29 protein-coding genes and 2 tRNA genes are annotated in these 24,565 nt (G+C 64.5%); 9 read left to right on the top strand and 22 right to left on the bottom strand.

The window, feature by feature from the left end; genetic code table 11:
* Positions 1 to 68: 68 nt before the first annotated feature.
* Complete coding sequence (locus tag N0D28_RS03395; protein ID WP_260560977.1) at positions 69 to 1,103, bottom strand: SIR2 family protein; 1,035 nt, start codon at positions 1,101 to 1,103, stop codon at positions 69 to 71.
* Positions 1,104 to 1,169: 66 nt separating this feature from the next.
* Between N0D28_RS03395 and N0D28_RS03390 the strand changes: the two genes are divergently transcribed.
* Both N0D28_RS03390 and N0D28_RS03385 read left to right on the top strand, forming a co-directional pair.
* On the top strand, positions 1,170 to 1,610 hold the full coding sequence (locus N0D28_RS03390; RefSeq protein ID WP_260559548.1) for an IS5 family transposase: 441 nt from the start codon (positions 1,170 to 1,172) through the stop codon (positions 1,608 to 1,610).
* Positions 1,568 to 2,047, top strand: a complete 480-nt coding sequence (locus tag N0D28_RS03385; protein ID WP_260561831.1) for a transposase — start codon at positions 1,568 to 1,570, stop codon at positions 2,045 to 2,047. The genes N0D28_RS03390 and N0D28_RS03385 overlap by 43 nt, the downstream gene beginning before the upstream one ends.
* Before the next feature lie 27 nt (positions 2,048 to 2,074).
* On the opposite strand, the gene N0D28_RS03380 is transcribed toward N0D28_RS03385, so the two are convergent.
* The 5 genes from N0D28_RS03380 to N0D28_RS03360 form a co-directional block, all read right to left on the bottom strand.
* On the bottom strand, positions 2,075 to 2,608 hold the full coding sequence (locus tag N0D28_RS03380) for a hypothetical protein (RefSeq protein ID WP_260560976.1): 534 nt from the start codon (positions 2,606 to 2,608) through the stop codon (positions 2,075 to 2,077).
* A 97-nt stretch (positions 2,609 to 2,705) separates the two neighbouring features.
* Positions 2,706 to 3,104, bottom strand: a complete 399-nt coding sequence (locus N0D28_RS03375) for a hypothetical protein (RefSeq protein WP_260560975.1) — start codon at positions 3,102 to 3,104, stop codon at positions 2,706 to 2,708.
* Positions 3,101 to 3,286, bottom strand: coding sequence for a hypothetical protein (locus tag N0D28_RS03370; RefSeq protein WP_260560974.1), 186 nt, complete (start codon positions 3,284 to 3,286; stop codon positions 3,101 to 3,103). The genes N0D28_RS03375 and N0D28_RS03370 overlap by 4 nt, the downstream gene beginning before the upstream one ends.
* Before the next feature lie 119 nt (positions 3,287 to 3,405).
* Positions 3,406 to 3,480: transfer RNA gene (locus tag N0D28_RS03365), tRNA-Val, on the bottom strand.
* A gap of 27 nt (positions 3,481 to 3,507) precedes the next feature.
* Positions 3,508 to 3,581 (bottom strand) — tRNA-Cys (locus N0D28_RS03360).
* 127 nt (positions 3,582 to 3,708) lie between these two features.
* Here N0D28_RS03360 and N0D28_RS03355 point away from each other — a divergent pair.
* The 4 genes from N0D28_RS03355 (at position 3,709) to N0D28_RS03340 (ending at position 8,609) form a co-directional block, all read left to right on the top strand.
* Positions 3,709 to 5,037: a glycogen synthase gene (locus tag N0D28_RS03355; protein WP_260560973.1), complete on the top strand. Its 1,329-nt coding sequence runs from the start codon at positions 3,709 to 3,711 to the stop codon at positions 5,035 to 5,037.
* Between the two features lie 360 nt (positions 5,038 to 5,397).
* Entirely contained in the window at positions 5,398 to 6,189 is a 792-nt protein-coding gene (locus tag N0D28_RS03350; protein WP_260560972.1) for an RNA methyltransferase, read from the top strand.
* A gap of 141 nt (positions 6,190 to 6,330) precedes the next feature.
* Entirely contained in the window at positions 6,331 to 8,070 is a 1,740-nt protein-coding gene (locus tag N0D28_RS03345) for a GAF domain-containing sensor histidine kinase (RefSeq protein ID WP_260561830.1), read from the top strand.
* A 44-nt stretch (positions 8,071 to 8,114) separates the two neighbouring features.
* Positions 8,115 to 8,609 (top strand): YbjN domain-containing protein, encoded by a 495-nt coding sequence (locus N0D28_RS03340; RefSeq protein ID WP_260560971.1) that lies wholly within the window; start codon positions 8,115 to 8,117, stop codon positions 8,607 to 8,609.
* Between the two features lie 7 nt (positions 8,610 to 8,616).
* Here N0D28_RS03340 and apaG read toward each other — a convergent pair whose 3' ends face one another.
* Positions 8,617 to 9,021 (bottom strand): Co2+/Mg2+ efflux facilitator ApaG/CorD, encoded by a 405-nt coding sequence (gene apaG / locus N0D28_RS03335; protein WP_260560970.1) that lies wholly within the window; start codon positions 9,019 to 9,021, stop codon positions 8,617 to 8,619.
* A gap of 52 nt (positions 9,022 to 9,073) precedes the next feature.
* Between apaG and N0D28_RS03330 the strand changes: the two genes are divergently transcribed.
* Both N0D28_RS03330 and N0D28_RS03325 read left to right on the top strand, forming a co-directional pair.
* Positions 9,074 to 10,159: a M20/M25/M40 family metallo-hydrolase gene (locus N0D28_RS03330; protein WP_260560969.1), complete on the top strand. Its 1,086-nt coding sequence runs from the start codon at positions 9,074 to 9,076 to the stop codon at positions 10,157 to 10,159.
* A 213-nt stretch (positions 10,160 to 10,372) separates the two neighbouring features.
* On the top strand, positions 10,373 to 11,737 hold the full coding sequence (locus N0D28_RS03325) for a class I SAM-dependent methyltransferase (protein ID WP_260560968.1): 1,365 nt from the start codon (positions 10,373 to 10,375) through the stop codon (positions 11,735 to 11,737).
* A gap of 8 nt (positions 11,738 to 11,745) precedes the next feature.
* Here N0D28_RS03325 and N0D28_RS03320 read toward each other — a convergent pair whose 3' ends face one another.
* The 3 genes from N0D28_RS03320 to N0D28_RS03310 form a co-directional block, all read right to left on the bottom strand.
* Positions 11,746 to 12,099 carry an ArsC/Spx/MgsR family protein gene (locus N0D28_RS03320; RefSeq protein ID WP_260560967.1) on the bottom strand — a complete coding sequence of 118 codons (354 nt, stop codon included), beginning with the start codon at positions 12,097 to 12,099 and terminating at the stop codon, positions 11,746 to 11,748.
* Positions 12,100 to 12,620: 521 nt separating this feature from the next.
* The gene (locus tag N0D28_RS03315; protein ID WP_376777650.1) at positions 12,621 to 13,841 is read right to left on the bottom strand and encodes a 2,3-bisphosphoglycerate-independent phosphoglycerate mutase; all 1,221 of its coding nucleotides are present in this window, start codon (positions 13,839 to 13,841) and stop codon (positions 12,621 to 12,623) included.
* 98 nt (positions 13,842 to 13,939) lie between these two features.
* Positions 13,940 to 14,167, bottom strand: a complete 228-nt coding sequence (locus tag N0D28_RS03310; RefSeq protein WP_260560966.1) for a hypothetical protein — start codon at positions 14,165 to 14,167, stop codon at positions 13,940 to 13,942.
* Positions 14,168 to 14,659: 492 nt separating this feature from the next.
* Here N0D28_RS03310 and N0D28_RS03305 point away from each other — a divergent pair, with 492 nt between their 5' ends.
* Positions 14,660 to 15,385: a tetratricopeptide repeat protein gene (locus N0D28_RS03305; RefSeq protein WP_260560965.1), complete on the top strand. Its 726-nt coding sequence runs from the start codon at positions 14,660 to 14,662 to the stop codon at positions 15,383 to 15,385.
* Between the two features lie 56 nt (positions 15,386 to 15,441).
* Here the strand turns inward: N0D28_RS03305 and N0D28_RS03300 are convergent, their stop codons facing one another.
* The 12 genes from N0D28_RS03300 to rplQ all read right to left on the bottom strand — a co-directional run bounded on the left by N0D28_RS03300 (position 15,442) and on the right by rplQ (position 24,520).
* Entirely contained in the window at positions 15,442 to 15,831 is a 390-nt protein-coding gene (locus N0D28_RS03300; protein ID WP_260560964.1) for a hypothetical protein, read from the bottom strand.
* Positions 15,831 to 16,148, bottom strand: a complete 318-nt coding sequence (locus N0D28_RS03295; protein ID WP_260560963.1) for a PadR family transcriptional regulator — start codon at positions 16,146 to 16,148, stop codon at positions 15,831 to 15,833. The genes N0D28_RS03300 and N0D28_RS03295 overlap by 1 nt, the downstream gene beginning before the upstream one ends.
* A gap of 66 nt (positions 16,149 to 16,214) precedes the next feature.
* Positions 16,215 to 16,652, bottom strand: coding sequence for a hypothetical protein (locus N0D28_RS03290; RefSeq protein WP_260560962.1), 438 nt, complete (start codon positions 16,650 to 16,652; stop codon positions 16,215 to 16,217).
* A 239-nt stretch (positions 16,653 to 16,891) separates the two neighbouring features.
* Positions 16,892 to 18,142 carry a M24 family metallopeptidase gene (locus tag N0D28_RS03285; RefSeq protein WP_260560961.1) on the bottom strand — a complete coding sequence of 417 codons (1,251 nt, stop codon included), beginning with the start codon at positions 18,140 to 18,142 and terminating at the stop codon, positions 16,892 to 16,894.
* Between the two features lie 119 nt (positions 18,143 to 18,261).
* Positions 18,262 to 18,471, bottom strand: coding sequence for a type II toxin-antitoxin system antitoxin (locus tag N0D28_RS03280; RefSeq protein ID WP_260560960.1), 210 nt, complete (start codon positions 18,469 to 18,471; stop codon positions 18,262 to 18,264).
* 6 nt (positions 18,472 to 18,477) lie between these two features.
* On the bottom strand, positions 18,478 to 19,395 hold the full coding sequence (locus tag N0D28_RS03275) for an SPFH domain-containing protein (protein ID WP_260560959.1): 918 nt from the start codon (positions 19,393 to 19,395) through the stop codon (positions 18,478 to 18,480).
* Between the two features lie 118 nt (positions 19,396 to 19,513).
* Positions 19,514 to 19,930: a CBS domain-containing protein gene (locus N0D28_RS03270; RefSeq protein WP_260560958.1), complete on the bottom strand. Its 417-nt coding sequence runs from the start codon at positions 19,928 to 19,930 to the stop codon at positions 19,514 to 19,516.
* Positions 19,931 to 20,005: 75 nt separating this feature from the next.
* On the bottom strand, positions 20,006 to 21,391 hold the full coding sequence (locus N0D28_RS03265) for an MDR family MFS transporter (protein ID WP_260560957.1): 1,386 nt from the start codon (positions 21,389 to 21,391) through the stop codon (positions 20,006 to 20,008).
* 171 nt (positions 21,392 to 21,562) lie between these two features.
* Positions 21,563 to 21,874, bottom strand: coding sequence for a ComEA family DNA-binding protein (locus tag N0D28_RS03260; RefSeq protein ID WP_260560956.1), 312 nt, complete (start codon positions 21,872 to 21,874; stop codon positions 21,563 to 21,565).
* A gap of 94 nt (positions 21,875 to 21,968) precedes the next feature.
* Positions 21,969 to 23,333, bottom strand: coding sequence for a sensor histidine kinase (locus N0D28_RS03255; RefSeq protein WP_260560955.1), 1,365 nt, complete (start codon positions 23,331 to 23,333; stop codon positions 21,969 to 21,971).
* Positions 23,334 to 23,368: 35 nt separating this feature from the next.
* Complete coding sequence (locus N0D28_RS03250) at positions 23,369 to 24,037, bottom strand: response regulator transcription factor (RefSeq protein ID WP_260560954.1); 669 nt, start codon at positions 24,035 to 24,037, stop codon at positions 23,369 to 23,371.
* 132 nt (positions 24,038 to 24,169) lie between these two features.
* Entirely contained in the window at positions 24,170 to 24,520 is a 351-nt protein-coding gene (gene rplQ, locus N0D28_RS03245) for a 50S ribosomal protein L17 (protein WP_260560953.1), read from the bottom strand.
* Positions 24,521 to 24,565: the final 45 nt, after the last annotated feature.

Here is a 24,565-nt window from a genome sequence, read left to right as displayed (position 1 = left end):
AGAACGCCCCCTGCGCTTGCCATTGCGGCAGCGCAGGGGGCGTTCTCGTTATGCATTAATCAGCTAGATCATGTCGACTTTCGTTCAGGCGTCAAAAGCTCCAACAGTATCGGCAGATCATCATACCCGCTGTACCAGATGACGTTCAGACCTAGTTCCCGCAGAATGTCTTCTTGAGCGTGAATAAGTCGTGCGCGGGCCAACTGCTGATCAGGCTCTCCCTCGAGGGGCGGTTGGCGGAGAAGTACAAAATGCGGAATCTCGCCCAAGGTCCGTGACTGCTCCAGGAGGCGACGTACATTTGGATCATTCATGCTGAATCCGACAAAAACGCAGCAGCTTTCTGTCAGGGCTGAGAGCATGATGCGATTTGTCCAATGTCCAGGCTGGTTAAAGCGTGAGTGGTAAGTCTCTTCGTCGAAGACCACTGAATCCTTCTGGGCTGGCGTAATTACCGTTGGCGGTGGCGGCAGATACCCATGCACATGGCGTACAGGTATACCGCGGTTCCACTCTCTGGCTCCATGAAAGACTGGGTGGGCTTGAACGTCTTGCTGGTGCAGGGCGTGCTCTGTCAGCTCATCGTAATTGAATGTAATCAGCTGGTGTAGCCGCTCTTGACTCTGGAGTCGGGCTGCGAGTGCGGCTACCTGACGGGGTGCGGCTGCGTCCCATCTAAGGCCTCGGTACGTCGCCTCTCGTACTTTGTCCATAAATCCAGGTCCTGAGATTTGTCGCAGCATACGCGCCTGCACAAGAACAGAGTCCCCAAAGACGGTACCGACTTCGTCGATCGCCTGCTTGTCATTCAAAGCAGGATAGTCATAGCGCCCTCGCAACTCATTAAGCCAGAGGCGGCCGATCAGCCCATACCAGGAAGGGCCGCCAGCCGCCATCGTGGTGCCCGCTCCGACCAGTAACGAAACTGGCAGTTCACGTAATCGCCGCTGAGCTTCCTCAAGCCTGCTAAGGTCTTGAAATTCGTTCCGCTGTTCTTCCCCCAGACCAGGCGTTTGATTAGACCAGGCGCTCAAATTGCGTAAGGCGGCAACCGGCACCCGACGGCCCGTAAATTTCTCAAAGCTGATCAATTTCGTCGGCAACAGCGTGGAGACCTCCTCAGAGGCTGTTTGAAGCCTACGGGATAGCAAATTCGCTAAGCTGCCCTGATGGATCGTCCGCTTTATCCCAGCGACCTCACAGATGCCCAGTGGAAACTCATTGAACCACTTTTGCCGCCGATAGGCGAGAGCACCTTCTGTGAAACCGTTCCCAGACGGGAAATCGTCAACGGGATTCGGTACGTTCTGCGAGGCGGCGTCCAGTGGCGAATGATGCCCCACGATCTGCCCAAGTGGGAAACGGTGTACTACCACCACAATCTCTGGTCGAAAACAGGCGTGTGGAAGGCCATCAATGCAGCGTTGGTGAAGATCGAGCGTGAACGCAAAGGGCGGAAGGCTCAGCCTTCCGCCGCTGTCGGTGATTCCCAGAGCGTCAAGACGACGCAAAAAAAGGGGATCGCGGCTGGGACGGCAACAAAAAGGTCAAAGGCCGCAAGCGCCACATCACGACGGATACGGACGGCAACCTGCTCGGTTGCCGCGTGACGACCGCGAACGTTGATGACCGTGAAGGTCTCAAGCTCGTCCTCAATACGTTCAAAGCGGACGCACCCTTCGTCAAAAAGCTCTACCTGGACGGAGGATACGGGGGTGGGCCTTTTAAAGCCTGGGCGAAAACCACCACTGGGATTGAGGTTGAAGTGGTTCGTCGCCCCGATGAGGGCATCACCCTCATCGGGGGCATCGCCCAGTTGCCCACCAACACACCGACTGAAGAGCAGTTTCGATTGGCTGCGGAGATGGCACGGCGAGGCGAGAAGGGGTTCAAGGTGGTTCGCAAACGCTGGGTGGTGGAGCGAACCTTTGCCTGGCTCCTCACCTTCAGACGACTGAAGGTGGATTACGAGGAGTGTATGCCAATCTCCGAGGGCTTCATTTATGCGGCTGGGAGCTGTATTTTACTGAATAGGTTGTGCGCTTGATGACGGGCGACGCACACGGTCATACCCCTAGAATCGGGCTTCAAACAGCCTCTCAGCCAGACGTGCCATTTCATCCCAATCAAGAACGCCAAGAGCGTCATAAAAGCTGATCATGCAGCTCCCAGCGCCATGGGCCCTAGCTTGGTAGATGTATTCGTGGACGCGATACGAGACAGAGCGAGCATCCATCACCCATTTTGATTCGAATGCGACCGGCGCTGGAAGGTCCCACATAGAGCCATAAATCATGGTGCCTTCGAAATCTGAGAGTCTATCGTTGACTGTGTAACCGGCATGTTCTGCCCGCCTCTGGGCAAGCCGCCCAGCATAGTGATGGTCCACTTCCATCCCCATCTTAAAGATGCGGCGCTTCATTTCCTTTAGATAGGTCCCGCGGGCTCGAAGTGGACCCTTAAAAAATATGTCAATTAGTTTGTTGTCACGCCCCAGAAGCAGGTCAATCCAAACTTCAAAGGCTATCCTGGGTAATTTTTCGTTGAAGGCAGGGTTCTTGCTTGCAAAGACATCTGGAGGCGACAATGCTATTTCCTCGGGGTCCAAAGAATCGCTTTCAGACTGATGATCTGTATGTGGGGCATAGAAAGAGCATAGGACAATAGAAAAGCACCCTATGCTCGGGGTACCGCTTCCGCCAAAGTTACCGGGCGTCGATCACGGACCCCAGCCCTGCTTCCGCTGCCGTCGCCAGTCCGAGCGCCACCGCATCAAGTACCTTGAAGAACTCGCACGGGTGCGCCCGCTCGGCAGCCTGCGTTTCACCCTCGGGCAGTGGCACGACGATCACGGCCCCGCAAGGCGGCATGTACTCGGCGGGCATGCCCAGCAGTCGGTGCGCGGGCCAGTTGATCGGAAGTCGGTCCAGACCGTCCTCATTCAGGTAGGCCTCGTGGGTATAGAGAGCGTGGAAGGCGCAGGGCAGGCGCTCGGCCCAGCCCCCCACCGAGATCTGAATCAGCCGCAGCTGCTCGCTCTCACTGTCGGGCCTGGGGAGGCGCTGCACCTCCCCGGTCGTGTGGATGATCAGGGCGTCGCTCATGCTACCCACCCGCCAACCATCAGACCCAACTGCCCGTATAAGTACTCGCAGACCAGATCGCGCTCAGCGGCGCTCAGGATGGTGAGGCTGGGTACCACCCGATTAAGCACATCACCGGCCAGGGCGTAGTGCTCGCGGTAGCCGAGGCGGCCCAGCTCGCAACGACCGAAGAAGTTATCCATAGTCCTGGGCAGGGACCTGTGGATAACTTCGTTTTACTGCGCGTTGCTGCCAACGTTGCTGCCAGTGCTCAAAGAGGAAAAGAACAAAAAGGAAAAACGCCCTCTAGGAGAGCGTTTGTTGGTAGACCCGAGCAGATTTGAACTGCTGACCCCTACAGTGTCAATGTAGTGCTCTACCCCTGAGCTACGGATCTGTACCTGAGATATGGAGCAAAAAATTTTGGAGGCGCTGACCGGACTTGAACCGGTGGTGGAGGTTTTGCAGACCTCTGCCTTACCACTTGGCTACAGCGCCGCCGTGTGGGGCAGGGCGCATGGCCCGTTTCTCCCAGCGGCATGAATAGTAGCATGGCCTTTGGAAGGTGTCAAAACCCCCGCCGCTCTTGTTCTTCGCCTGCCAGCGGGCGGGGTAGCATACCCGCATGCGAATCCTGCACGTGGCCTCCGAGGCGTATCCGTTTTCCCGCACCGGTGGGCTGGCCGACGTGATGGTTGCCCTGCCCGCCGAACTCACCCGGCTGGGCCACCAGGCCACCGTCCTCTCGCCCTGGTACGCCGATCTGGTCGGCACACCACGCGAAATCTGGCGCGGCGGTGACGTGCGTCTGGGCGAACTGACGGAGGACGGGGTACGCTTTCTGTTTCTGGAGACGCCTGTCTTCAAGCGCCCCGGCATCTACCACCCTGACGACGTGCGGCGCTTCTCGGCCTGGGGGCAACTGGTCTTGCCGGTGCTGGCGGCCTCGGGCGTGCGCTTCGACGTGTTGCACGGCCACGACTGGGCCGCCGGGCTGGTGGTCGCCCACGCCCGCCTGCGCCACATCCCGAGCGTCTTCACCATTCACAATTTGCAGTACCAGGGCCGGTGGAACATCCATGACAGCTTCGCCTGGACCGGCCTGCCCCAGTGGCTGAACACCGAGCAGGGCGTGGAATTCTACGGTGACCTCAATTTGATGAAGGCCGGGCTGGTCTACGCCGGGCACGTCACCACCGTCAGCCCGACCTACGCCCAGGAAATCACCACACCCGAATTCGGCGAGGGGCTGCAAGGGGTACTGCAAGACCGGCTCGCCGAGGGCCGACTCTCGGGCGTCATCAATGGGCTGGACCAGGAGCGCTGGAACCCGCGCACCGACGGGCACGTACTGCCCTACCGCAGCATGACCGGCAAAGCAGCCAACGTGGCGGCCCTGCGCCAAGAATTCAAGCTCGACGACGCCCCGATTCTGAGCTGCGTCTCGCGCCTGGCGGTGCAAAAGGGCCTGGACATCCTGCTGGCGGCCCTGCCGGAAATCGTCAAAACCTGGAACGTGGTGCTGCTCGGCAGCGGCGACGTGCAACTGGAGGCCGCCTTCGCGGGCTGGGCACGCCGCTCGCCCAGAGTGCGCCACGCCACCGGCATGAACGAGGCTCTGTCGCACCGCCTGTATGCCGGGGCGCACGCCTTCGCCATGCCCAGCCGTTTCGAGCCGTGCGGGTTGTCGCAGATGATCGCCCTGCGCTACGGCACCCCGCCGGTGGCCCGCCGCACCGGGGGCCTGGCCGACACTGTGCCGGAGGAGATCGGCTTTCTGTTTGACGATCCGACCCCCGAGGCGTTTCTGGAAGCGCTCGGCCGCGCCGCCGCCCTGGTGACTAAGCCGCGAACCTGGAACGCCAGGGCCAAACTCGGCCTGCCGCTCGACTTCTCCTGGGAGGGGCCCGCCAAACGCTATCTGGAGATTTACGGTGAGGTGATGGCGGAGTAGGAAAATGGGCGAAAGGCAATCGCAAGCACTCACCTGCTCACCCCTCCCCAGCCCTCGCCACTTCCGCGACGCGTTGCCCTCAAGAGGGAAAGAGAAAAAACAGGCCGAATCCCGCCTTCCAGCTCGACTGGCTGGGCAGGTCTTCAGCACAGTGCCTACGCCATGACCGCAGGGCAGTCTGGAAAGTTGGCGCAAACGGTCAGCCGGAACACCCGGAAGCTCCAGCCATAGCGGAGTAGCAAATACCCCTTTCCCCCGTAGAGGGGCTGGGGAACAGGGGCCGACGCGAAAGCCACGAAAGCAAGGAGCCAAGGCCACACAGGCCTTCCATCCCAACCCGAACGCGCTACCATACCCGGCGTGAAGCTCGCCGTCGTCCTGGTCTCTCCCAAAACTTCTGGTAACGTCGGCGCAGCGGCGCGGGCCATGCTCAATATGGGCGCAGATGACCTGCGCATCGTCGCGCCCAGATGCGATTACAAGGACTCGGCCAGCCGGGCGATGGCGGTGCATGCTTCTCCCCTCCTGGAAAGCGCCCAGGTCTACACCGAACTCAGGGAGGCCATTCAGGACTGCGATCTGGTGGTGGGCACCAGCGCCCGCGTCCGCGCCGAACTCGCGCCGCCCCAGCACCCTGCCCAGGTACGGCCTCTGGTGCGGGCCGCCGACCTGACGGCCCTGGTGTTCGGCCCCGAGGAATCGGGCCTCAACAACGCCGACCTGGAACTGTGCCGGGTCATCATGCAGGTGCCCACCGCTGCGTATGCCAGCCTCAATCTGGCCCAGGCGGTGCTGCTGAGCTGCTACGAGTTTCTGCAATCCGAAAGCGGGCCGCCTTCACCGGGTCATGTGCCCGAAGCCGGTCAGGGGCCGAACTTCCCGACCCGCAAACTGGCCCTCAGCAGCGAGATGGAAGGACTGTACGGGCACCTGCGGGACGTGATGATGCTTACCGGCTACACCGACGCGGTGCGCGCCCGGCATACCCTGCGGCTGTGGCGGGTGGCGCTGGACCGGGGGGCGTTCAGCTCAGCGGAGGTGCGGCTCGTTCGCGGACTGCTGCGGCAGGTGCAGTGGAAGGTGGGGCGAGGGCAGCAACAGGTCACCCCATCGCAGGCGCGGCAATCGGAAGTCGCGCTGCCGGGCGAGTAGATTCGGGCCAGTCGCTCCAGACCAGTCAAGCGTCCCGCTACGGTCTCTCCGGGCCGCCTGCTCTACAGTCGGGGGGTGAGTCTTCCCCCCACTGCGCCCGCCGAGCGCCCACCCAACCAGGCGAAGAGTGCTGCGCCCAGCATGCCGCTCTCGCGGATGGTGCTGCTGACCCGCAACCTGCTGCCGCTGCTGATTGTGCTGGTGGTGTTTGCTTACGAAGAAATGTTCATTCCGCTGGGCGACGCCCGCTTTGGCCGCCTGGCGCACCTGGCCTTTTACGGGCTGGCCGGGCCGCTGGTTACCTTCTTTACCATCCAGTGGATCGCCGAGGGGGTGCAGGCCCGCGAACAGGCCGAGGGCGAGTTGCGCGGCCTCTATGCCGAGCTGAGCGCCTCGCACGAGCGCATGAGTGCCCTGCAACACCTGATGCGCGAAGTCTCTGAACCCGCCGACCTGGAGACCCTGCTGGACGTGGCAGTGCGCGGCACGCAGGCGGCCACCGGAGCCGTGTCGGTGCAGGCCGAGCTGCGCGGCAATGTGCAGAGTATGAATGGGCAAACCCTGCCGGGGCAGGTGATACAGGCGCAGAGGCCACCAGGCACTCAGCCGCGCAGTGACGGGCTGAGCCGCCGCCTGGGCGAGCCGGGGCGCTATCAGGTCAACGTGGTGCTGCGCGCCGACAGTGAACTGCTGGGCGAACTGCGGCTGAGTTTCGCCGAGCCGCCCAGCAGCGACACCCGCGAACTGATCGCTGCCATCGGCTCGGAACTCGGCAGCGCGGTGCTGAGTACCCAGCGGCGCACCCGCGACCTGATCACCCTCTTTGAAGTCGATCAGTCGATCCGCGCCGAGCGCAATATGCAGCGTCTGCTGGCCCGTGTCACCGGCAACATCGCCGGGCGGGTGCAGGCCAGCGCCCGCGCCGCCTTCCTGACCGACCAGGACGGAATGCTGCGGCTGGAATACGCCCGCGATCCTGGCGGCGAGATCCGCAGCGGCGGGGCGCTCCCCAGCTTCGTGCGCCGCATCGCCGAGGGCGGGCAGCCGGGGGTTGCCACTCCCCAGGAAGCCGCCGAGGTCTTTCCCGGCGTGCAGTCGGCCCTGGCCTTGCCGATGCACAGCGAGGACGGCCTGGTGGGCGTGATCGTGCTGGGCGGCGAGGGCACCTTCGAGAAGGAACGCACCCCGCTGCTGGCGCTGCTGGCCTCGCAGGCGACGTTGGCGGTCCGCAACGCCCGCGCTTACCTCTACTCCGAGGAGCTGGCCATCGGTGAGGAGCGCAACCGCATCGCCCGCGAGATTCACGACGGGGTGGCGCAGTCGCTGGCGTTTTGCGCCATCAAGCTCGACGTGGTGGCCCGCCAGATTCCCAGCAACCCGGCCCAGGCCGTGACCGGCGTGCAGGAAGCCGGGGCGCTGCTGCGCGAGCAGATCCGCGAGGTGCGGCGCAGCATCTTCGCCCTGCGCCCGATCGATCTGGAACGCTACGGTCTGCTGGAAACAGTTCGGCGCTACGTCCTCGATTTTGGCGAGCAGCACAGCGTCAAGGTGCAGCTCGACGTGCAGGGCGACATTCACCTTGCGCCGGGCGACGAGGCGGTGGTCTTCAGGATCGTGCAGGAAAGCCTCAACAATGTCGCCAAGCACGCCCGCGCCGCCAGCGTGGTGGTGCGCCTGAGCGGCAACCACAGTGTCCGGCTGAGCATCGAGGACGACGGCCAGGGCTTCGATCCGGCCCAGGTCAGCGGGCGGGTCAGCAGCGCGGGCGGGCTGGGCCTGGTCCAGATGCGTGAGCGCATCGAGTCGCGCGGCGGCTCCTACCGGGTCGAGAGCGAGGCCGGGCGCGGCACCCGCATTGAGGCCCGGCTGCCGCAGGGCTAGCGGCTGCGGCGCTCGCTGTCGGGGAGCTGCGCTAAGATATTTTCATGAACCGAACGAAGATGGCAGCGCTGCTGGGGGCCAGTCTGCTGGGCCTGACTCTTTCTGTGGCCAGCGCCCAGACCGGTAGCCTGCTGCGCTCAGCCACACCCGAAAGCCTGACCCCTTTCCTGAAGGCGGCGGGCTACACCGTCACCCTGGACCGCAGCGGCAAGCAGCCGTTTCTCAAACTCGAAAACACCGACGACAGCACCGATTTCTACCTCGATTTCCTGAACTGCAACGCCAGCAGTTGTGACGGCGTGTTCGCCAACGTCCTCTATGACCCCACCGACTTCAAGCAGGCCCCGACCCTCAAGCAGGTCAACGCCTGGAACCAGGACTATTCCACCCAGGCGTTTCTGGACGACGCAGGCAAGCCTCACCTGATCAGCACCTACAGCTTCGTGGGTGGTTTCACCAGCGCCAACTTCGTGGCCTGGATCAAGGATTTCTACGGCGATCTGAACGAATACCATACGTTTCTGGACAAGGCGAACTGAGCCGCTTCTAATTCAGCGTCCGTTCTTCCGGCAGTGCCAGTGCGAAGGCCGGGATCAGCGCCCGCCCCGGCTGCCCCCAGGCGTCACGCAACTCGAAGTGGCCGACCATCTGGCCCGGCACGTCTTCGAGCGTCACGAAGCTGTCGTAGACGTAAACGCCGCCCGGCGCGACGATCGGCTGCTCGCCGACGATCCCCTCGCCCTGCACCCGCGTCTCGCGCCCGCCGCCGTCGGTGATCTGCCACTGGCGGCCCAGCACCTGCCAGGAATCAGCGGTGTGGTTCTCGATGCGGACGACGTAACTGAAGACCTGCCGCCCCGGACGCGAGTACGCCTTCAGATGCGACACCATGACGCTGACCCGGACGTCGGGCGTGGCCAGTTGCGGCGAGGACGCGGCTATTTCGGACATGCAAGAAAGCATAAAGCACCCAGCCCTGAGCAGGACGCTTATGCTCATGCCTATGACCCAATCCACCCCCGATCCCGTGTCCGGTACCACCCTCAACACCGACTTCCTGCTGGCCCTGCTGCGCGAGGCCGGTCCCAGCGGCTACGAGGCCCGGCCTGCCCGCGTCTGGCTTAAGGAAGCGGGCAGCTTTGCGCGCACCCGCAGCGACTCCTACGGCAACGCCTACGCCGAGATCGGCCCCGAGGACGGGCAGCCCATCATCTTGCAGGGCCACCTCGACGAGATCGGGCTGATGGTGTCGCACATTGACGAGAGCGGCTTTCTGGCAGTGCTCAATATCGGCGGCTGGGACCCGCAGGTGCTGGTAGGCCAGCGCATCCGGCTACTCGCGCCGGGCGGCGACATTCTGGGCGTGGTGGGCAAGAAGGCCATTCACGTGATGGAGCAGGAAGAGCGCACCAAGGCCAGCAAACTTGAAGAACTGTGGATCGACACCGGCCTGAGCGCCGAGGACGTGAATGCCCAGATTCCGGTGGGCACGGTGGGCGTCATCGAGCAGTCGCCGCTGCTGCTGGGCGACAAGCTGGTGAGCAAGGCGCTCGACAACCGCGTGGGCGCGTACATCGTGCTCGAAGCGCTCCGCAAGCTGAACACTCAGAAAGTGACGCGCCGGATCGTGGCCGTCGGCACCGCCCAGGAAGAGATCGGGGTGCTCGGCGCGCAGGTCAGCGCCTACCACCTTGACCCGCTGGCGGGCATCGCCGTGGACGTGACCCACGAAACCAAGCAGCCGGGCGTTTCCGAGAAGAAGTACGGCAAAGCGCCGTTCGGCTCCGGCGCGAACCTCAGCGTGGGCGCGCTGTTCAATCCCAAAGTCACGGACGGCCTTCAGGCGGCGGGCAAGGCGGCGGGCATTCCCTTTACCCTCAGCGCCACCCCGCGCTACTCCGGCACCGACGGTGACGCCCTGGCCCTGGTGCGCGGCGGCGTGCCCACCGGGGTCGTCAGTATTCCCAACCGTTACATGCACAGCCCCTCGGAAATGGTGCAGCTCAGCGACGTGCAGGCCTGCATCGACATCATCGCGGCCTGGGTGCTGAGCTTGCCGGAAGGCGACCTCGACTTCTCGCGCCACTGAGCAGAATGGCCGCTGGGCAGGAGCAACAGACTGCGCCATTTTTGTTGTGGCATTCTTCACGGAGAGGGCCAGATTTCACTGACCCCCTGAGCTGGCCCCTATGCTTTGAACGCGGCTGCGGCCACTCCAGGTCCGTCATCTGAAGGCAGGAATACACCAGGCCCAGAGCTGCCCAGCGGACTTCGCCGCGCTTTCAAGAAGAGGAGGACTTCCTTGCAACTTCAACGTTCTTCCGTGGGCCACACGACCCGGCCATCCCTGGCCACCGCGCGTCAGATTCTGAGCCTGCTGTTCGGCCCGCCGGGCCAGCGCGCCTTTCATGTCCGCTACTGGGAGGGCACGCTGGAAGGCCCAGCCCACCCCACGCCCGCCACGCTGGTGTTCAATTCGCCCGCCTCGCTGCGGCGGATGCTGCTGCCGCCCTCGGACCTGGCACTGGGCGAGGCCTACATCTTCGGCGACTTCGACGTGGAGGGTAACCTCGAATTTGTGCTGGCCCAGGCGGTGTCTCTGGGAGACCGGCTATTGAAGCCTTTGGTGGCGGCGCGGGTGCTGGCGCTGCTGCTGGCGCTGCCCGGCGAGGCCCGGCCCACAGCGCGCCCAGCCTTCGGCGACGACAGCAAGGCCCACACCAAGGAGCGCGACGCCCACGCCATCCGCTACCACTACGACATCGGCAACGACTTCTACAAACTGTGGCTCGACGAGCGAATGGTGTATTCCTGCGCCTACTTCAACACTGGCCAGGAGAGCCTGGAAGAAGCCCAGGCCACCAAGCTGGACCGTATCTGCCGCAAGCTGAGGCTCCAGCCGGGCGAGCGAATGCTCGATATCGGCTGCGGCTGGGGCGGGCTGGCAATTTACGCCGCGCAGCACTACGGCGTCACCGTCACCGGCATCACCCTCAGCCCCTCGCAGGCCGAGATCGCCCGTGAGCGGGCCGAGGCGGCGGGCGTGGACGACAGGGTCATCATCGAGATCCGCGATTACCGCGATCTGCCCGCCACCATCCGTTACGACAAGGTCGCCAGCGTGGGCATGTTCGAGCACGTGGGCCGCGCCAAGATGCCGCAGTACTTCGCGCAGATTTACCGCCTGCTCAAGCCCGGCGGTCTGCTGCTCAACCACGGCATCGTCAAGGAGATCGCCCCCGCCTTCATCCACTGGGGCTTCGGAACGGTCGAGCGCTACCTCAACAGCCGCTCGTTTCTGCAAAACTACGTCTTTCCCGACGGCGAACTGCGGCGGCTCAGCGAGGTCAACCTGCGCGCCGAGCAAGCGGGTTTCGAGATCCGCGACGCCGAGAACATGCGCGAGCACTACGCACTGACCCTGCGCGAGTGGGTGCGGCGGCTGGAGTCCCACCACGCCGAGGTGCTGGCGCGCGGCCTGGCCGACGAGGTGACCTACCGCATCTGGCGCTTGTACATGTCGGGCAGCGCCCAGTCGTTTGCGGCGGCCCGCATCGGCATCGTGCAGACCCTGATGGTCAAGCCGTTTCCCGGCGGCGAGGCCGGATTGCCCCTGAACCGCACCGACATCGAGGGTATGCCCCTGGAGCCAGCGCCGCAGGTTTGAGCTTTGCCTCATTCCAGCATCTTCACCCAGCTCTCCTTGTCCTCGCCCACGGCCAGCAGCTTGCCGCCGCGCACCAGCGGCAGCTTCAGTGCAGCGGGAAAGTCGGCCAGCCTGGCGAGGAAGCCCTCTTCAGAGAGCCGCAGATACGGCAAGCCCGAGTCCTCGTAGGCCTTGCTGGCCTTGTCGAGCACCCCGTCAGCACCGAACTTCTGCTGAAAGCGGGCCAGTTCACCCTTGCTGATCGGCTTCAGCGCCAGGTCGACGAAATGTACCTTGACGCGCCGCTCCTTGAAAAAGCGCTCGGCAGCGCGGGTGGCCGCCGACTTCTTGAGGCCGAACATCTGCACGGTGACTTCAGGCATGCCGCTGAGTTTAATCAAATGCCCGTCATTCTTTTGCAGGTCAGTTCGGTGTGTCGCCGAAGGAGTGGAAGAGCTTTCGTCCAACAGCTCGGGTTATGACAAACTTCACCCACTGACGCCCGCCTATCTCCCTAGAATGGGCACGACACAGATGAATACGGTTCACTGCAAGTGCGGTAAAACCTGGCGATTCAGGAGCAGGCAACGCGGACTGATCGTCTACGAGAAGGCACTCCTCGGCTGGCGGCTGTGGCGAGGCGATCCCAATCCCTGGCCGGGCACGATCACCAAATTCAGGTGCAAATGCGGCTGCCATCTGGAACCGCGTTGATTCTGGCCCAAAAACAGGCGTCCAGCCGCTCCGGATTCATGGTGGGCTGGACGCCCATGGTGTGCTGGACGCCTTGGCTCGGCCTTGTCCTACGCCCGTTGGTCGGATTAAGTCGCGTCCAGCACACACACGCTGAACACGATCTAATCGGAATCCGTATTACTCTCTCCAAACAGCCGATCTCAGCGGTTCACGCTCCGTATTTCTGCAACTTCAGAGCATTTGCCATCAGGAGCGGCATCAGATCGGTGCCTTTCCGCAGGCCCAGGCTGCCCCTGAGCGCCTCGTCCTCGGTGTAGCGGGTCGCCGGATCCTTGCGCCCATACTTGCTGCGGATCAGCAGCGGCACCGGGTGCCAGGAGTGGGTCGCCAGCTTGCTCGGCGTGCTGTGGTCACCCACGATACAGAACACGTCCGGCTCCAGCGCCAGCAGGTCGGGTAGCAGAGCATCGAAGAGTTCGACCTTCTTGACCTTGGCGGCAAAGTCGCCGTCCTCCCCCGTCGAATCGGTCTTCTTGATGTGGAAGTAGAAGAAATCGTACTCGCCCCAGTACTTCCTGAGGGTGTCCACCTTACCGCCCAGCGCGTCTTCCTCGCCCTCGACTTCCAGCACGTCCATGCCGACCAGCGAGGCCAGGCCCTTGTACATCGGGTACGAGGCGATGCAGGCGGCCTTGAGCTTGTAGATCTCGTCGAAGTTGGGAAAGTGAGGCACGTCGGAGTAACCACGAAACAGCACGCCGTTGACCTGCGGTTCGTCCTTGAGAATGGCCTCGGCCTGCTGCACGAAGCTGTTGACGAGTTCGGCGGTCTTCTGGCTGGCCTCGTCGTGGGCCACCGCTGTCATCGGCCGGACGCCGATCTCCTGCGGGTCCACGTCACTGAGATTTGCGCCCAGCGGCGTGCCCTGCGCGCGAAACACCACCACGAAGCGGTGCTCGCTCTCGGTGTAGATTTCCACCGGCACGCCGCCGATCTCCGAGATTCCAGCTCTGAGTTTGGTCACGATCTCGGCGTTCTTGTCGTCACTGGGGCGTCCGGCGCGGCGGTCCTTGACGATCCGGTCGCCTTCCAGGGTGGCGAAGTTGCCGCGCACCGCCACGTCGCCCGCGCTCAGCTTGACGCCGATGCCGACGGCGCTGAGGGCCCCACGCCCCACCACGAACTTGATGGGGTCATAACCGAACAGGCTCAGGTGGCCGGGGCCGGAGCCGGGGGTGATGCCCGCACCGACGAGTTCTACCGCGCCGAGCTGCGACTGCTGGGCCAGCGCGTCCAGGTTGGGCGTCCTGGCCGTCGCCAGTTCGGTGTCGCCGTTCAGGTCCATCGGCAGACCGCCCACGCCGTCAAGGACGACCATCAGAATCTTCTCGTCGGTTTTCTTGGCCAGTTCACGGATGGTGTCAATCATGCCCAGCAGTCTACGCCGGGCGTGTCAGGCCGGGCCCGGGGCTGTCTGTGCGGCCCTCCAGAACAGAAATTCCTTCCAGCACCTCAACACACCCCAGGTCAGTGCAGCACGGTCATCCGCAGCAGACCGTAGACCGCCAGCACTGCGCCCAGCACCTGTATCCAGCGCTCGCCTTTGGCGTACCAGATGGCCAGCGCACCCAGCACGATAAACATCAGGCCGATCAGGAGGCTGGCGACGGGATCGCCGTAGCGGTTGGCCGCCGCGTAGAGGCCAAAGCCGACGGCCAGCCCCAGCATGCCGAGAACGGGGCGCAGGAGATTCATGCGGCCCAGTCTACTGAATCGCCGTCTCACTGACCGGGCCGGGCAGATCGGCCCGAGAGTCAGGGCCAGTTCAGAGCAGCGGCAGGGCGTCGGCCAAGCGCCACAAGCCCAGATCGAGGTCCAGCCAGCGGGCCAGAACCAGCACCTCACCGCCGCTGAGCCGTTCGGGCAGGCGGCCCACGTCACGGCAAACGATATTTCGAACGGCGGACAGGCCCGCACTGCGTCAACAGATGAGCATGAAGGATCACCAGCTTCTCTCTCCAGTCCAACGGCACTCCAGTTCACAGTCACTGTGGTGTATCGGTAAAAGGCGTGCCTAATGGATGTTCCTGCGAGGGAGAGAATCAAAACGGAAACCGGCGGCTCAAGTCGGCGTCAGGCAGGCATCAAACGGTTTGGCTATACTCGGTTCAGTTTTCACACTTCAACTCAATTTCGCGCGGCCAATCCACTTTCTGGGCTCTGGCCGTTCCGACTTCCGGAGGACTTATGATCAATCAACGCCGCCCGCTTTCCCGCCTCGCCCTGACCGCCGTGCTGCTCGGCGCTGCCGCGCTGGGCCACGCTGCCGCCGCTGGCCTGCCCGACGCCCAGGCGCTGCTCGACCAGGGCAAGTGGCAGGAGGCCGCCAGCCTGGCTCTGGGCCTGAAAACCGCCGAGGGCACCGCGCTGGCCGCCCAGTCCTACACCCTCGGCGCAGAGCTACTGCCCGACAACCAGAAAAAAGCACAGTTTCAAAAAGCACAGAATCTCGCCAAAGATGCCATCAAAGCCGATCCCAACAGCGCCAACGCCCACTTTGAACTGGCCCGCGCCGACGGGCGACTGGCCCAGTACAGCGGCATCTTGCAGAGCCTGGGGCTGGCCGGGGAAGTCAAGCGCGAGCTGGAAAGCGCCATCAAGCTCAACCCCAATCTGGCCCCAGCTTATGTGGCACTGGGATTGTGGAACGCCGAACTGACCGCCAAGGGCTTTATCGCCACCCAGGCCACCGGAGCCAGGCGCGACCAGATCGCCCCCAACTTCGAAAAGGCCATCGCGCTCGAACCCAACGTGCCGAGCCACAAGATGGAGTATGCCAACGCCCTACTACTACAAAACAACAAGGCCGCCGCCGCCGCCCAGTTGCAGCAGATGATCGCGCTGCCCGCCAATACCTTCTGGCAAAAACGCGACCTGGAAACGAGCAAGGCCAAGCTGGCGAGTTTGAAGTAAGCGCGCAGAGAGGTGGGGGGGCGAATCTGAAAGCGGATTCACGCCCGCTTTCGTTATCAGGGATTGGTGATCAGGCGCTGAACTTCCTGGACCGGCGCGGCTGACGACCAGCCCAGCGCTTCCCAGTTGAGGCTGCGGGCCGCCGCGTAGCCCGCTGCGCCCAGCGCCAGGGCCGCCAGCACGGTACGGAGGAGGTGGGGCCAGGCGTAGAGCTGCCCAAAAGCCTGCGCCGCCCGTTGCGGCGGCCCGAAATCGCGCAGCGCCGCTGCCCAGGCGTCCTCCACCTTCAGGCCAACAGCGTGATCAAGCATCCGCTGGTGCAGGTTGGCGTGCAGTTCGGCGGCGACGGCGGCCCGCAGCCGCCTCGGCAGGCGGCAGGTCACAGCTTGCAGGTAAGCATGCACGTCGTTCGGCACCGAATGCTCCGGCTTCGGGGAGTCCAGCATTACCACAGGGTTCTCAGCGCCTCGTCGAAGGTCTGGTACGCTTCGCGGCGGCGTTGAAGTTCGGTGTGTCCTGGCTGGGTCAGGGTGTAGTAGCGCACCAACGGTCCACCTCGGGGCGGCTGTTTTTCCTCGGCCACCACCCAGCCCTGCTTTTCCAGGCGGTGCAGCGCCGGGTAGAGGCTTCCGGCATTCAGCGTCAGGTAGCCGCCGCTGCGGGCGTCCACTTCCTTGCCGATCTCCAGCCCGTAGCGCTCGCCGCCTGACAGGACGCTCAGCACGATCAGGTCCAGATTGCCTTTGAAGAGATTGGGTTCCACCCTCCGAGTATTGGGTATCAGGTACTGATAAGGATGAGACCGCACCCATTCACGCCGGGCGAGCGATCAGTTCTTATCGCCGAAGCTCCAGATTTCCAGCTCGTCCAGCGAGTCGCCGACACTGCGCAGCTGGGCCAGGTCCTCGGCCCTGTGGGGGCGGCGCTGCACGTCGTCCTTGCCCATCGCGGCTGCCATGACCTCGGCAGGCACAGCGGCGAACAGGTGCTGGAGCTGCTCGGGCGTAGCATCGAGCAGGGCGTCGGCCAGCACCCCATCGGGCACGTCGGCGCTGACCCCAGTGCGGGCTTCGGCCAGCGCCGAGGCGTCGATGTCCGGGCGCACGGCGTCCACATCATCGAGGTCGGCGGTGCCGGGCGGCCGGATCTGCCTGGATTGATCTGTGCGGGGTTGGTCTGTGCGGGCCGAGCGACGCCGCTTGTAGACGGGATAGCGCAAGAAGGCCAGAACGCCCAGCACGATGATGATGATGAGTACATACCACATGATAGGAGTGTACCTCCAACCCCACCTTGTCACCTGCCCCCAATGGTGGTAGTGATGTCAAGAATGATACAAAAACAGGTCTTTTTTATGACACAACTCTTACAAAAGAGGCTTATTAAATGATCTGACGGTAGGTCAGTAATTTTAACAAGACCAGGCCGTTTGAATGGAAGGGTTCGGCACTAAAGAATGATCCACTTGTTATTGAGGAAAGTGGGCCGGTCAGAAGGCGAAGTGGGTCATTCCGGCTCGCCCAGACCCCGCGCCCGCACCGCTGCCCAGCTCTCCCCTGCCTGGCCCAGCACGAACGGCGCGGCCTGCACCGGGGTGGTCAGGCGCGGCCCACTGGCGGTGAGCAGCACGTCCACCTCGCTGCGGATGCCGTAGCCGCGCTCGGCCGGATAGACGCCCGGCTCGATGGTGACCGACAGGCCCGGCAGCAGCTTGCGGGTGTCGTGGGTTTCCAGGTCGTCGAGGTTGGACCCGGCTCCGTGAATCTGTACGCCAAGGCTGTGGCCCAGGCGGTGGGTGAAGTGCTCGCCCAGGCCCGCGTCATCAATGATCTGGCGGGCGGCGCAGTCCACTTCCCAGCCTTCCAGCGTGCCGGATGCCGAGCGCTCCCGCAGCAACATCAGCGCCGCGTCGCGGGCGGCGGCCACGGCAGTCCAGGCCTGCCGGTACTCCTCGCCCGGTTCACCGGCATGGCCCACCCAGGTCACGTCACCGAAGGGGCGGCCCGGCTCCTGCGCCCACAGATCGATCAGCACGCACTGGCCCGGCTGCAAGGTGGCGTTCAGCTCGCCACCTGGTTCGTAGTGCGAGTCGGCAGCGTTGACCCCAAAGCTGACATTGACCGGATGCCCGCTGACCATCCCCGCCGCCTCGATCTCGCGGGTAATGACGGCCTGCACGCCGAGTTCAGTGACCGGCGTGCCCACCTGCAAGCCCTGATGAATGGCTTCGAAGGCCAGGTCTTTGGCCCGCATCAGCACGTCCACGGCCCGCAGGTGGGCAGCCAGATCATCCTCGCTCCAGGCCAGGAAGCCTTGCAGCAGGTCGGCACTGGTCACGACGGTTGCGCCCACGCCGCGTACCCGCTCCATCGTTCCGGCGTCTACATAGCTGACATAGGGCACGGCGGCTTGGGGACTGTATTCCATCGCCACTGTCTTGCCGCCCACCAGCTCAGCAAGCCGCGCGTCGAGTTCAGTGTGGGCGCTGTAAGGCATGAAATCCACGTCCGCGCCGGAGAGCAGCCGCCGCCAGTTGCCACCCTCGATGCGGTGGTGCAGCAGCGCCGGACGGCCCGTGCGCGGCACCCACACGAAATAGCGCCGGGTCAGGAATGCCTCGCCCAGCCCCAGTAGCGTGGCCGCGTGCGGATTGAGGCCGCGAAAGTCGTAGATCAGCCAGCCGTCCAGGTCAGGGGCGGACTGCAGGGCCTGCTGAATGCGGCGCAGCGGATCGGTGGTCAGCGCAGGTGAAGTCATGCCCAGAGCATACCCTCGGGACCGGGAGCGGAGGCCAACGCAGACAGAACCAGCCGCCGGTATGTTCCGGGCGGCTGGTTCTGTCTGCGTTGAAGATGCAGGTCAATCAGATTCGAGGTTCACTCCTCAGTGTCGGCGGCTGAGGCTTCCGGCACAGAGGCTTCCAGCACGGCTAAAGTACCTTCCTTCCAGCGCCCGGCCTTCTTGACACTCTGCGAGAGCAGATATTCGATCTGGGCGTTGACGCTTCGCAGGTCATCGGCGGCCCAGCCCTCCAGGGCGGCGTAGAGGTCGGGACTGATTCTCAGGGCAAAGCTTTTGCGGCTCACGGCGACTCAGTACAGGCTGCCAGCGTTGACCACCGGCTGCGTGCCGCGCTCGCTGGTCAGGACGACCAGCAGGTTGCTGACCATCTGGGCCTTGCGCTCCTCGTCGAGTTGCACGATGTTCTGCTCTGAGAGCTGCTTGAGGGCCATCTCGACCATGCCCACCGCCCCGGCCACGATCTGGGAGCGGGCAGCGATGATGGCGCTGGCCTGCTGACGCTGAAGCATCGCCCCGGCGATTTCCGGCGAGTAGGCCAGGTGAGATAAGCGGGCTTCCAGTACCTCCACCCCAGCGTGGCGCAGCCGGGTGGTCAGCTCCCGGCCCAGCGCCTCGGCCACCGCGTCGGCATTGCCGCGCAGACTCAGTCCACTTTCCTCGTAGTTGTCGTAGGGGTACTGCGAGGCCAGGTGACGCAGAGCAGTTTCAGCCTGAATCTCCACGAAGCCCACGTAATCTTCCACGTCGAACAGGGCGCGCGCCGTGTCGACCACCCGCCAGACGATCACGGCGGCGATCTCGATGGGGTTGCCCATCAGGTCGTTGACCTTGAGGCGCTCGGAATTGAAGTTGCGGATTCGCAGCGACACCCGCTTGCGGACCGTGAAGGGATTGGTCCAGTAAAAGCCGTTGCGCCGCTCGGTGCCGACGTAGCGCCCGAACAGGGTCAGCACGCTGGCTTGATTGGGCTGCACGATGAAAAACCCGATCAGGCCGAAGAAGGCCACCACGCCCAGCACGAAGCCCAGCACCGACAGCGCCCCGCCGCCGAAGATCAGCACGCCCGCCGCCACGATGACCACCACCAGCCACAACAGCACCGCTGGCACGCCCGGCAGCCCGAAAGCGCGGCGCTCTACACTTGCCACCCCACTCTGCGGCGAGATGCCTTGACCTGCCGTCTGCGGTAATTTCTCCAATTCGCTCATATCATCCTCCGATCAGAATGATATCATATGTGCTGAGATTACGATAGGGAGAGACCGCCGAAGCGGGGAGAAGGTGCCTTTGCCCCTCTCCCCGCTTCGGTAGTGAATAAAATGCGGCTTACAGTGTCGGTGTGCTGATCCCTTCCAGCGCCTGCTGATCGGCGTCTCCGCGAGCGCGGTTGCTAAGGTCACTCAGGCTGACGATGCCCACCACCTTGCCGTTCTCGGTCACGGGCAGACGGCGAATCTGGCGCTCGCCCATCTGCGCGGCGGCCTGGCTGATCTCGGTGTCGGCGTCCAGGGTAAACGGGTCGGCGGTGGCGTGGTCAACGGCCAGCGCCCCGGGGTCACGCCCGAATGCGACGGCACGCACCACGATATCGCGGTCCGTCAGGATACCCACGAGCTTGTCAGCGTCCATGAACAGCACGTTGCCGATGTCGTTGTCGGCCATCAACGCGGCGACTTCCTTGAGGCTGGCTTGTTTGCTGGCGGTCACGAGGTCGCGGGTCATGATGGTTCGTAAAGGGGCCATACCGTCACTGTAAGCGGCGCTCAGGTGTGGGGGGTTGGGGGCAGATTAAGGCCAGGCGCAGAAACGGGTCGGCACTCAGTCCGCGCTCTGGAGAGCCGCCGGGGTCGGCAGCGGCTCGCGGCGCAGCGTCTGGGCCAGGGTCCAGGCCACCGCCACCAGTACCAGCGCCAGCACGAAGGCACGCTGGAGACCGCTCGCCAGCGCCGCGCCGCCCGATGAAATGGCCGCCTCGCCGATCAGGCTGCCCATTAGCGCTGTACCGATGGCCCCGCCCATCTGTCGCGAGAACAGAATGGCGCTGGTGATGGCCCCCAGATCGGCCCTGCTGCTGGCCTGCTGCACGGCAATGAGCAGGGTGAACATGGCAAAGCCCATGCCGCTGCCCGCCAAGAAGCCCACCGCGCTGATGGCCCACAGCGGCGCATGTGCCAGTATGGCAAACAGCACGAAGGCCACCACCAGAATGTTGAAGCCCCACAGGGTGAGCCGGGTGGTGCCCACGCGGCTGATCAGCCGGGCGGCCAGGATGCTGGTGCCGGTCCAGCCCAGCAGCATCGGCGTCAGGATGACCCCGGCGGCGGTGGCTCCCTGCCCACTGACCCCCTGCGCGAAAAGCGGCAGGTAAGCGATGGTGCCGAAATACGCCGCGCCCGCCAGCAGATTGCCCACCACGCCCACGCGCGGCAGCACTGCGCGCAGGTTTCGCATCGGCAGCAGCGGTGCGGGATGACGGGATTCCACCCACAGCGCGCCGCCCAGCACGCCCACACTCAGCACCACCACCGCCCACAGCTTGAATTCCAGTGCCCAGATCAGCAGGCCGCTGCCGAGTGTGAACAGCAGCGCCCCCAGCCAGTCGATCTGGACGCGGCCCTGCCTGGCCGGGCGGGTGTTGGGGAGGTAGCGCAGCGCCATCAGCAGCGCCGGAATGCCGAACGGCAGGTTGAGGTAAAAGACCCAGCGCCACGAAGCGTGGTCCACGATGAGTCCGCCCACCAGCGGCCCCACCAGCCCGGCGATGCCCCAGACACCGCTGAAAAATCCCTGCACGCGGGCACGCTGCTCCAGTGTGAACATCTCGCCGACCAGGGTAAAGGTCAGGGTCTGCACCGCCCCCGCCCCAACGCCTTGCAGGGCGCGGGCGGCGATCAGCACCGCCATGCTGCTCGCCGCACCGGAGATCATGCTGCCCAGCAAGAAGATGATCACGCCGGCCAGGTACAGCCGCTTGCGCCCCAGTAGATCGCTGGCCCGGCCCCACAGCGGGCTGGTGATGGTACTGGTCAGCAGGTACACGGCAAACGGCAGGGCGTAGAGGTGCTGGCCGCCGAGTTCGCGGATCACCGTGGGCATGGCGGTGGCGATCACGCTGCTCTCTAAAGCGGCCAGGGTAATGCCCAGAAGAAGGCCCGCGACGGCGAGCGTGCGGGCGCGGTCTGGCGCGGGGGCGGAAGCAGTCATGGGCGGAGCATAAGCCGCCTCTGGCCTTGAAATTGGAAGATGACTCCAAGACTGAAGGGGCCAGCCCGTTGACAGCTTCGCCAGCCCGGCACAGGTTCTTCGGCCCAACGCTGACAAAAGCGCTGGCCTCACCCGTCTCGGGTTGAGGCCAGCGCTTCTGAGAAACCTAATTCAGAAGCTCAGCATCGGCATCATTTTCATGACGTTCTTCGGCCCGATGCCCTTGACTTTCTTGACCAGCTCGGCACTGTTCTTGTAGGGCCGGTTCTTGATGATCTCGGCGGCGATCTTGGCATTCACGCCGGGGATCTTCATCAGTTCAGCGGCAGTGGCCGTGTTGACGTTGACCTTGGCCATCTTGGACGCTGGCATGGTGGTCGTGGTCGCTGGGGTGGCGGCAGGCATGGTGGCCTTCTTGGCGTAAGCGGAAACGGGCATCAACAGTAAAGCGGCGGCCAGGACGGCCAGAACAGGTTTTTTCATGGGTGGAACCTCCGCTGCTCAAGATGAGGGCGGGCGCTCAACAGCAGATGAAATGGAAAGGCGGTCAGTCGGGCCGACAGCATGGGCTTGAACACTAGACGTCCACCAAGTGCTCGGTTTCACGCGCGGGCAGCGCACCAGGGGTGGGCGGCAGGGTCACCTGCACCCGCGCGCCGCCGCCGGGGCGCGCACCGAGGTCCAGGCTGCCGCCGTGCGCCTCAACCACCTGCCGCACCACCGCCAGCCCCAGGCCAAAGCCCTCGGGGCCGCTGCTGCCGCTGCCGGGCACACCGCGCACGAACGCCTCGGTCAGCGGGCCAGGCGGAAAACCGGGGCCGCTGTCTTCCACTGTGAGCAGTGCGCCGCCGTGCAGGGGCGAAACCCGCACGTTGACCTGTCCGCCTGCCGGGGAGAATTTGAGGGCGTTGCCGATCAGGTTTTCCAGCACCCCGGCAAAGAGTGAGCTGTCCACCTGGGCAGGCGTGGAGGCCCCGTCGAGCCACAGATCAATGTCGCGCTTCAGCGCCAGCGGTTGCAGCAGATCCACCGCTTCCCCAGCCAGGTCAAGCAGGTCGGCAGCCTGGCGCTCGCCCACGTGCTGCGCCCGCGTGAGGCTCATCAGGTTGCCAGTGAGCTGGCGCAACCTCCCGGCCGTCTTCTCGGTGCGGTGCAGGGCCGCCAGCACGTCCTGCGGTGAGCGCTCGCGGGCCAGGGTGTGCTGCAAGTCGGCCAGCATGGCGGTCACGGGGGTGCGGAGTTCGTGCGAGGCGCTGGCCACGAACAGTGTTTCGCGCCGCCGCTCGGCCCGCAGCTCGGCCAGGCTGGCGTCGAGCGCTCGGGCCAGCGCGCCGACTTCGCTGCGCTCATTAATGCCCGGCACCGGCTCGGGCGTGCCGAGGTGCTGGACCCGCCGCACCAGCCGGTCCAGCGGCCTGAGTGCCCGGCGCACCGCCAACGCCGCCACCGCACCTGCCAGCGCCGAGAGCAGCAGCAGAACCAGCACCGCGATCAGGAGATAGCGGGCGAGCAGTTCCTCCAGCGGCAGCAGGCTGCGCCCCACCTGCACCACCACCTGATCCGGCCCGCTCCCAAAGCGCCGACTGGCGACCATGTACCCCTGGGTCCGGCTGAGGCGCTCGGGCTGGCGGCCTATCAGGAAGTCGGGATCGAGAACGCCCGAGGCCACCGCACCCCCGGCCCAGATCAGCACCCCGTCCTCGTAGACCCGGCCCACCGCCGTGATGCCGTCGCGCTCCAGCAGATCGTCGGCGGTATCGGGCAGCGCACCCGGCGAGCGGCGGGCCACCGCGCTCAGGGCGTCGGCCTGGGCCGTGATCTGGCGGGCGATGCTACTCAGCTCAATGCGCCACAGCAGCACCCCAGCCAGCCCACCGAAGGCCGCCAGTGCCAGAAAAATCACGCCCGCCGTCAGCAGGGTCAGGCGCAGGCGCAACGACATGCCTGAGTCTAAGGGCTGACCCGCCCGCGTAAAGGTTACTCGCCTTCAGGAAAGCTGTAGCCCAGGCCACGCAGGGTTTTGACCACGTCGTCGCCGAGCTTGCGCCGCAAATTGCGGACGTAGGTTTCCACGACGTTGGACTCGGCGTCGAAGCGTCCGTCCCAGACCCGGTCAATCAGTTCCTCACGGGTATACACCCGGCCTGGATGCGAGGACAGCACCTCGATCAGTGCGAACTCCTTGGCCGTCAGCGCCACCCGTTCGCCGCCCCGGTACACCGCCCTGGCGGTCCAGTCGAACTTGAGGTTGCGCCAGGTCAGCGTGCTCTGCACCTCGGCGCGGCTGCGGCGGGCCAGGGCACGCAGCCGCGCCTGCACCTCACCCAGATGAAACGGCTTGACCAGGTAATCGTCGCCGCCCGCGTCCAGTCCCTCGATGCGGTCTTCCACAGCGTCGCGGGCGGTGAGGTAGAGCACCGGGGCTTTGATGCCCTCGGCGCGCAGGCCCCGCACCAGATCAAAGCCGCTGACCGGCCCTTCCGGCAGGCCCACGTCCACCATCAGGGCGTCGTAAGGAAAGCTGCGGGCCAGCGCTTGGGCTTCCTCAGCGCTGCCTGCCTCGTCCACCGCGTAGCCCGCCTCACGCAGACTGGCCGATAAGGGACGGCGGATGTCGGGTTCATCTTCGATGACGAGAAAGCGCATACAGCTAGGGTACAGGGAAAGCATGAGGAGGGAGATGAAAGGTGCAGACCGGGTAGAAATGAGAATGCTTGTTAGTCGGCCCGAACGCAAAAAGCCCCCACCAACCGGCAGGGGCTTTTGCGTTCGCCTGGCTTACACCAGTTCGATCAGGGCCAGCGGGGCCGAATCGCCCCGGCGCACGCCGACTTTCAGGATGCGGGTGTAGCCACCGGGACGCTCGGCGTACTTGGGGGCCACCTCGTCCATCAGCTTACGCAGCACGGCGTTGTCCTGAATGTCCTCGGCGCACAGACGGCGGGCATGGAGGCCACCGGCCTTGGCCGTGGTGATGATCTTTTCCACGTAAGGCCGCAGCTCTTTGGCCTTGGCGACGGTGGTCTGAATGCGGCCCTCGCGCAGCAGGGCGGTGGCCTGGGCGCGGGCCAGCGCGGTGCGGGCGGAGCTGTTGCGGTTGAGCTTGCGCCCACTACGTCCGTGACGCATATTGGTTCTCCTTTGGTAGCAGACATGGCCCGCTCCGGTTTATGG

It is taken from the genome of Deinococcus rubellus (genome assembly GCF_025244745.1).
GTDB lineage: Bacteria > Deinococcota > Deinococci > Deinococcales > Deinococcaceae > Deinococcus > Deinococcus rubellus.
The sequence above is the reverse complement of the archived record's forward strand: the minus strand, read 5'-3'. Positions and strand labels throughout refer to the sequence as shown.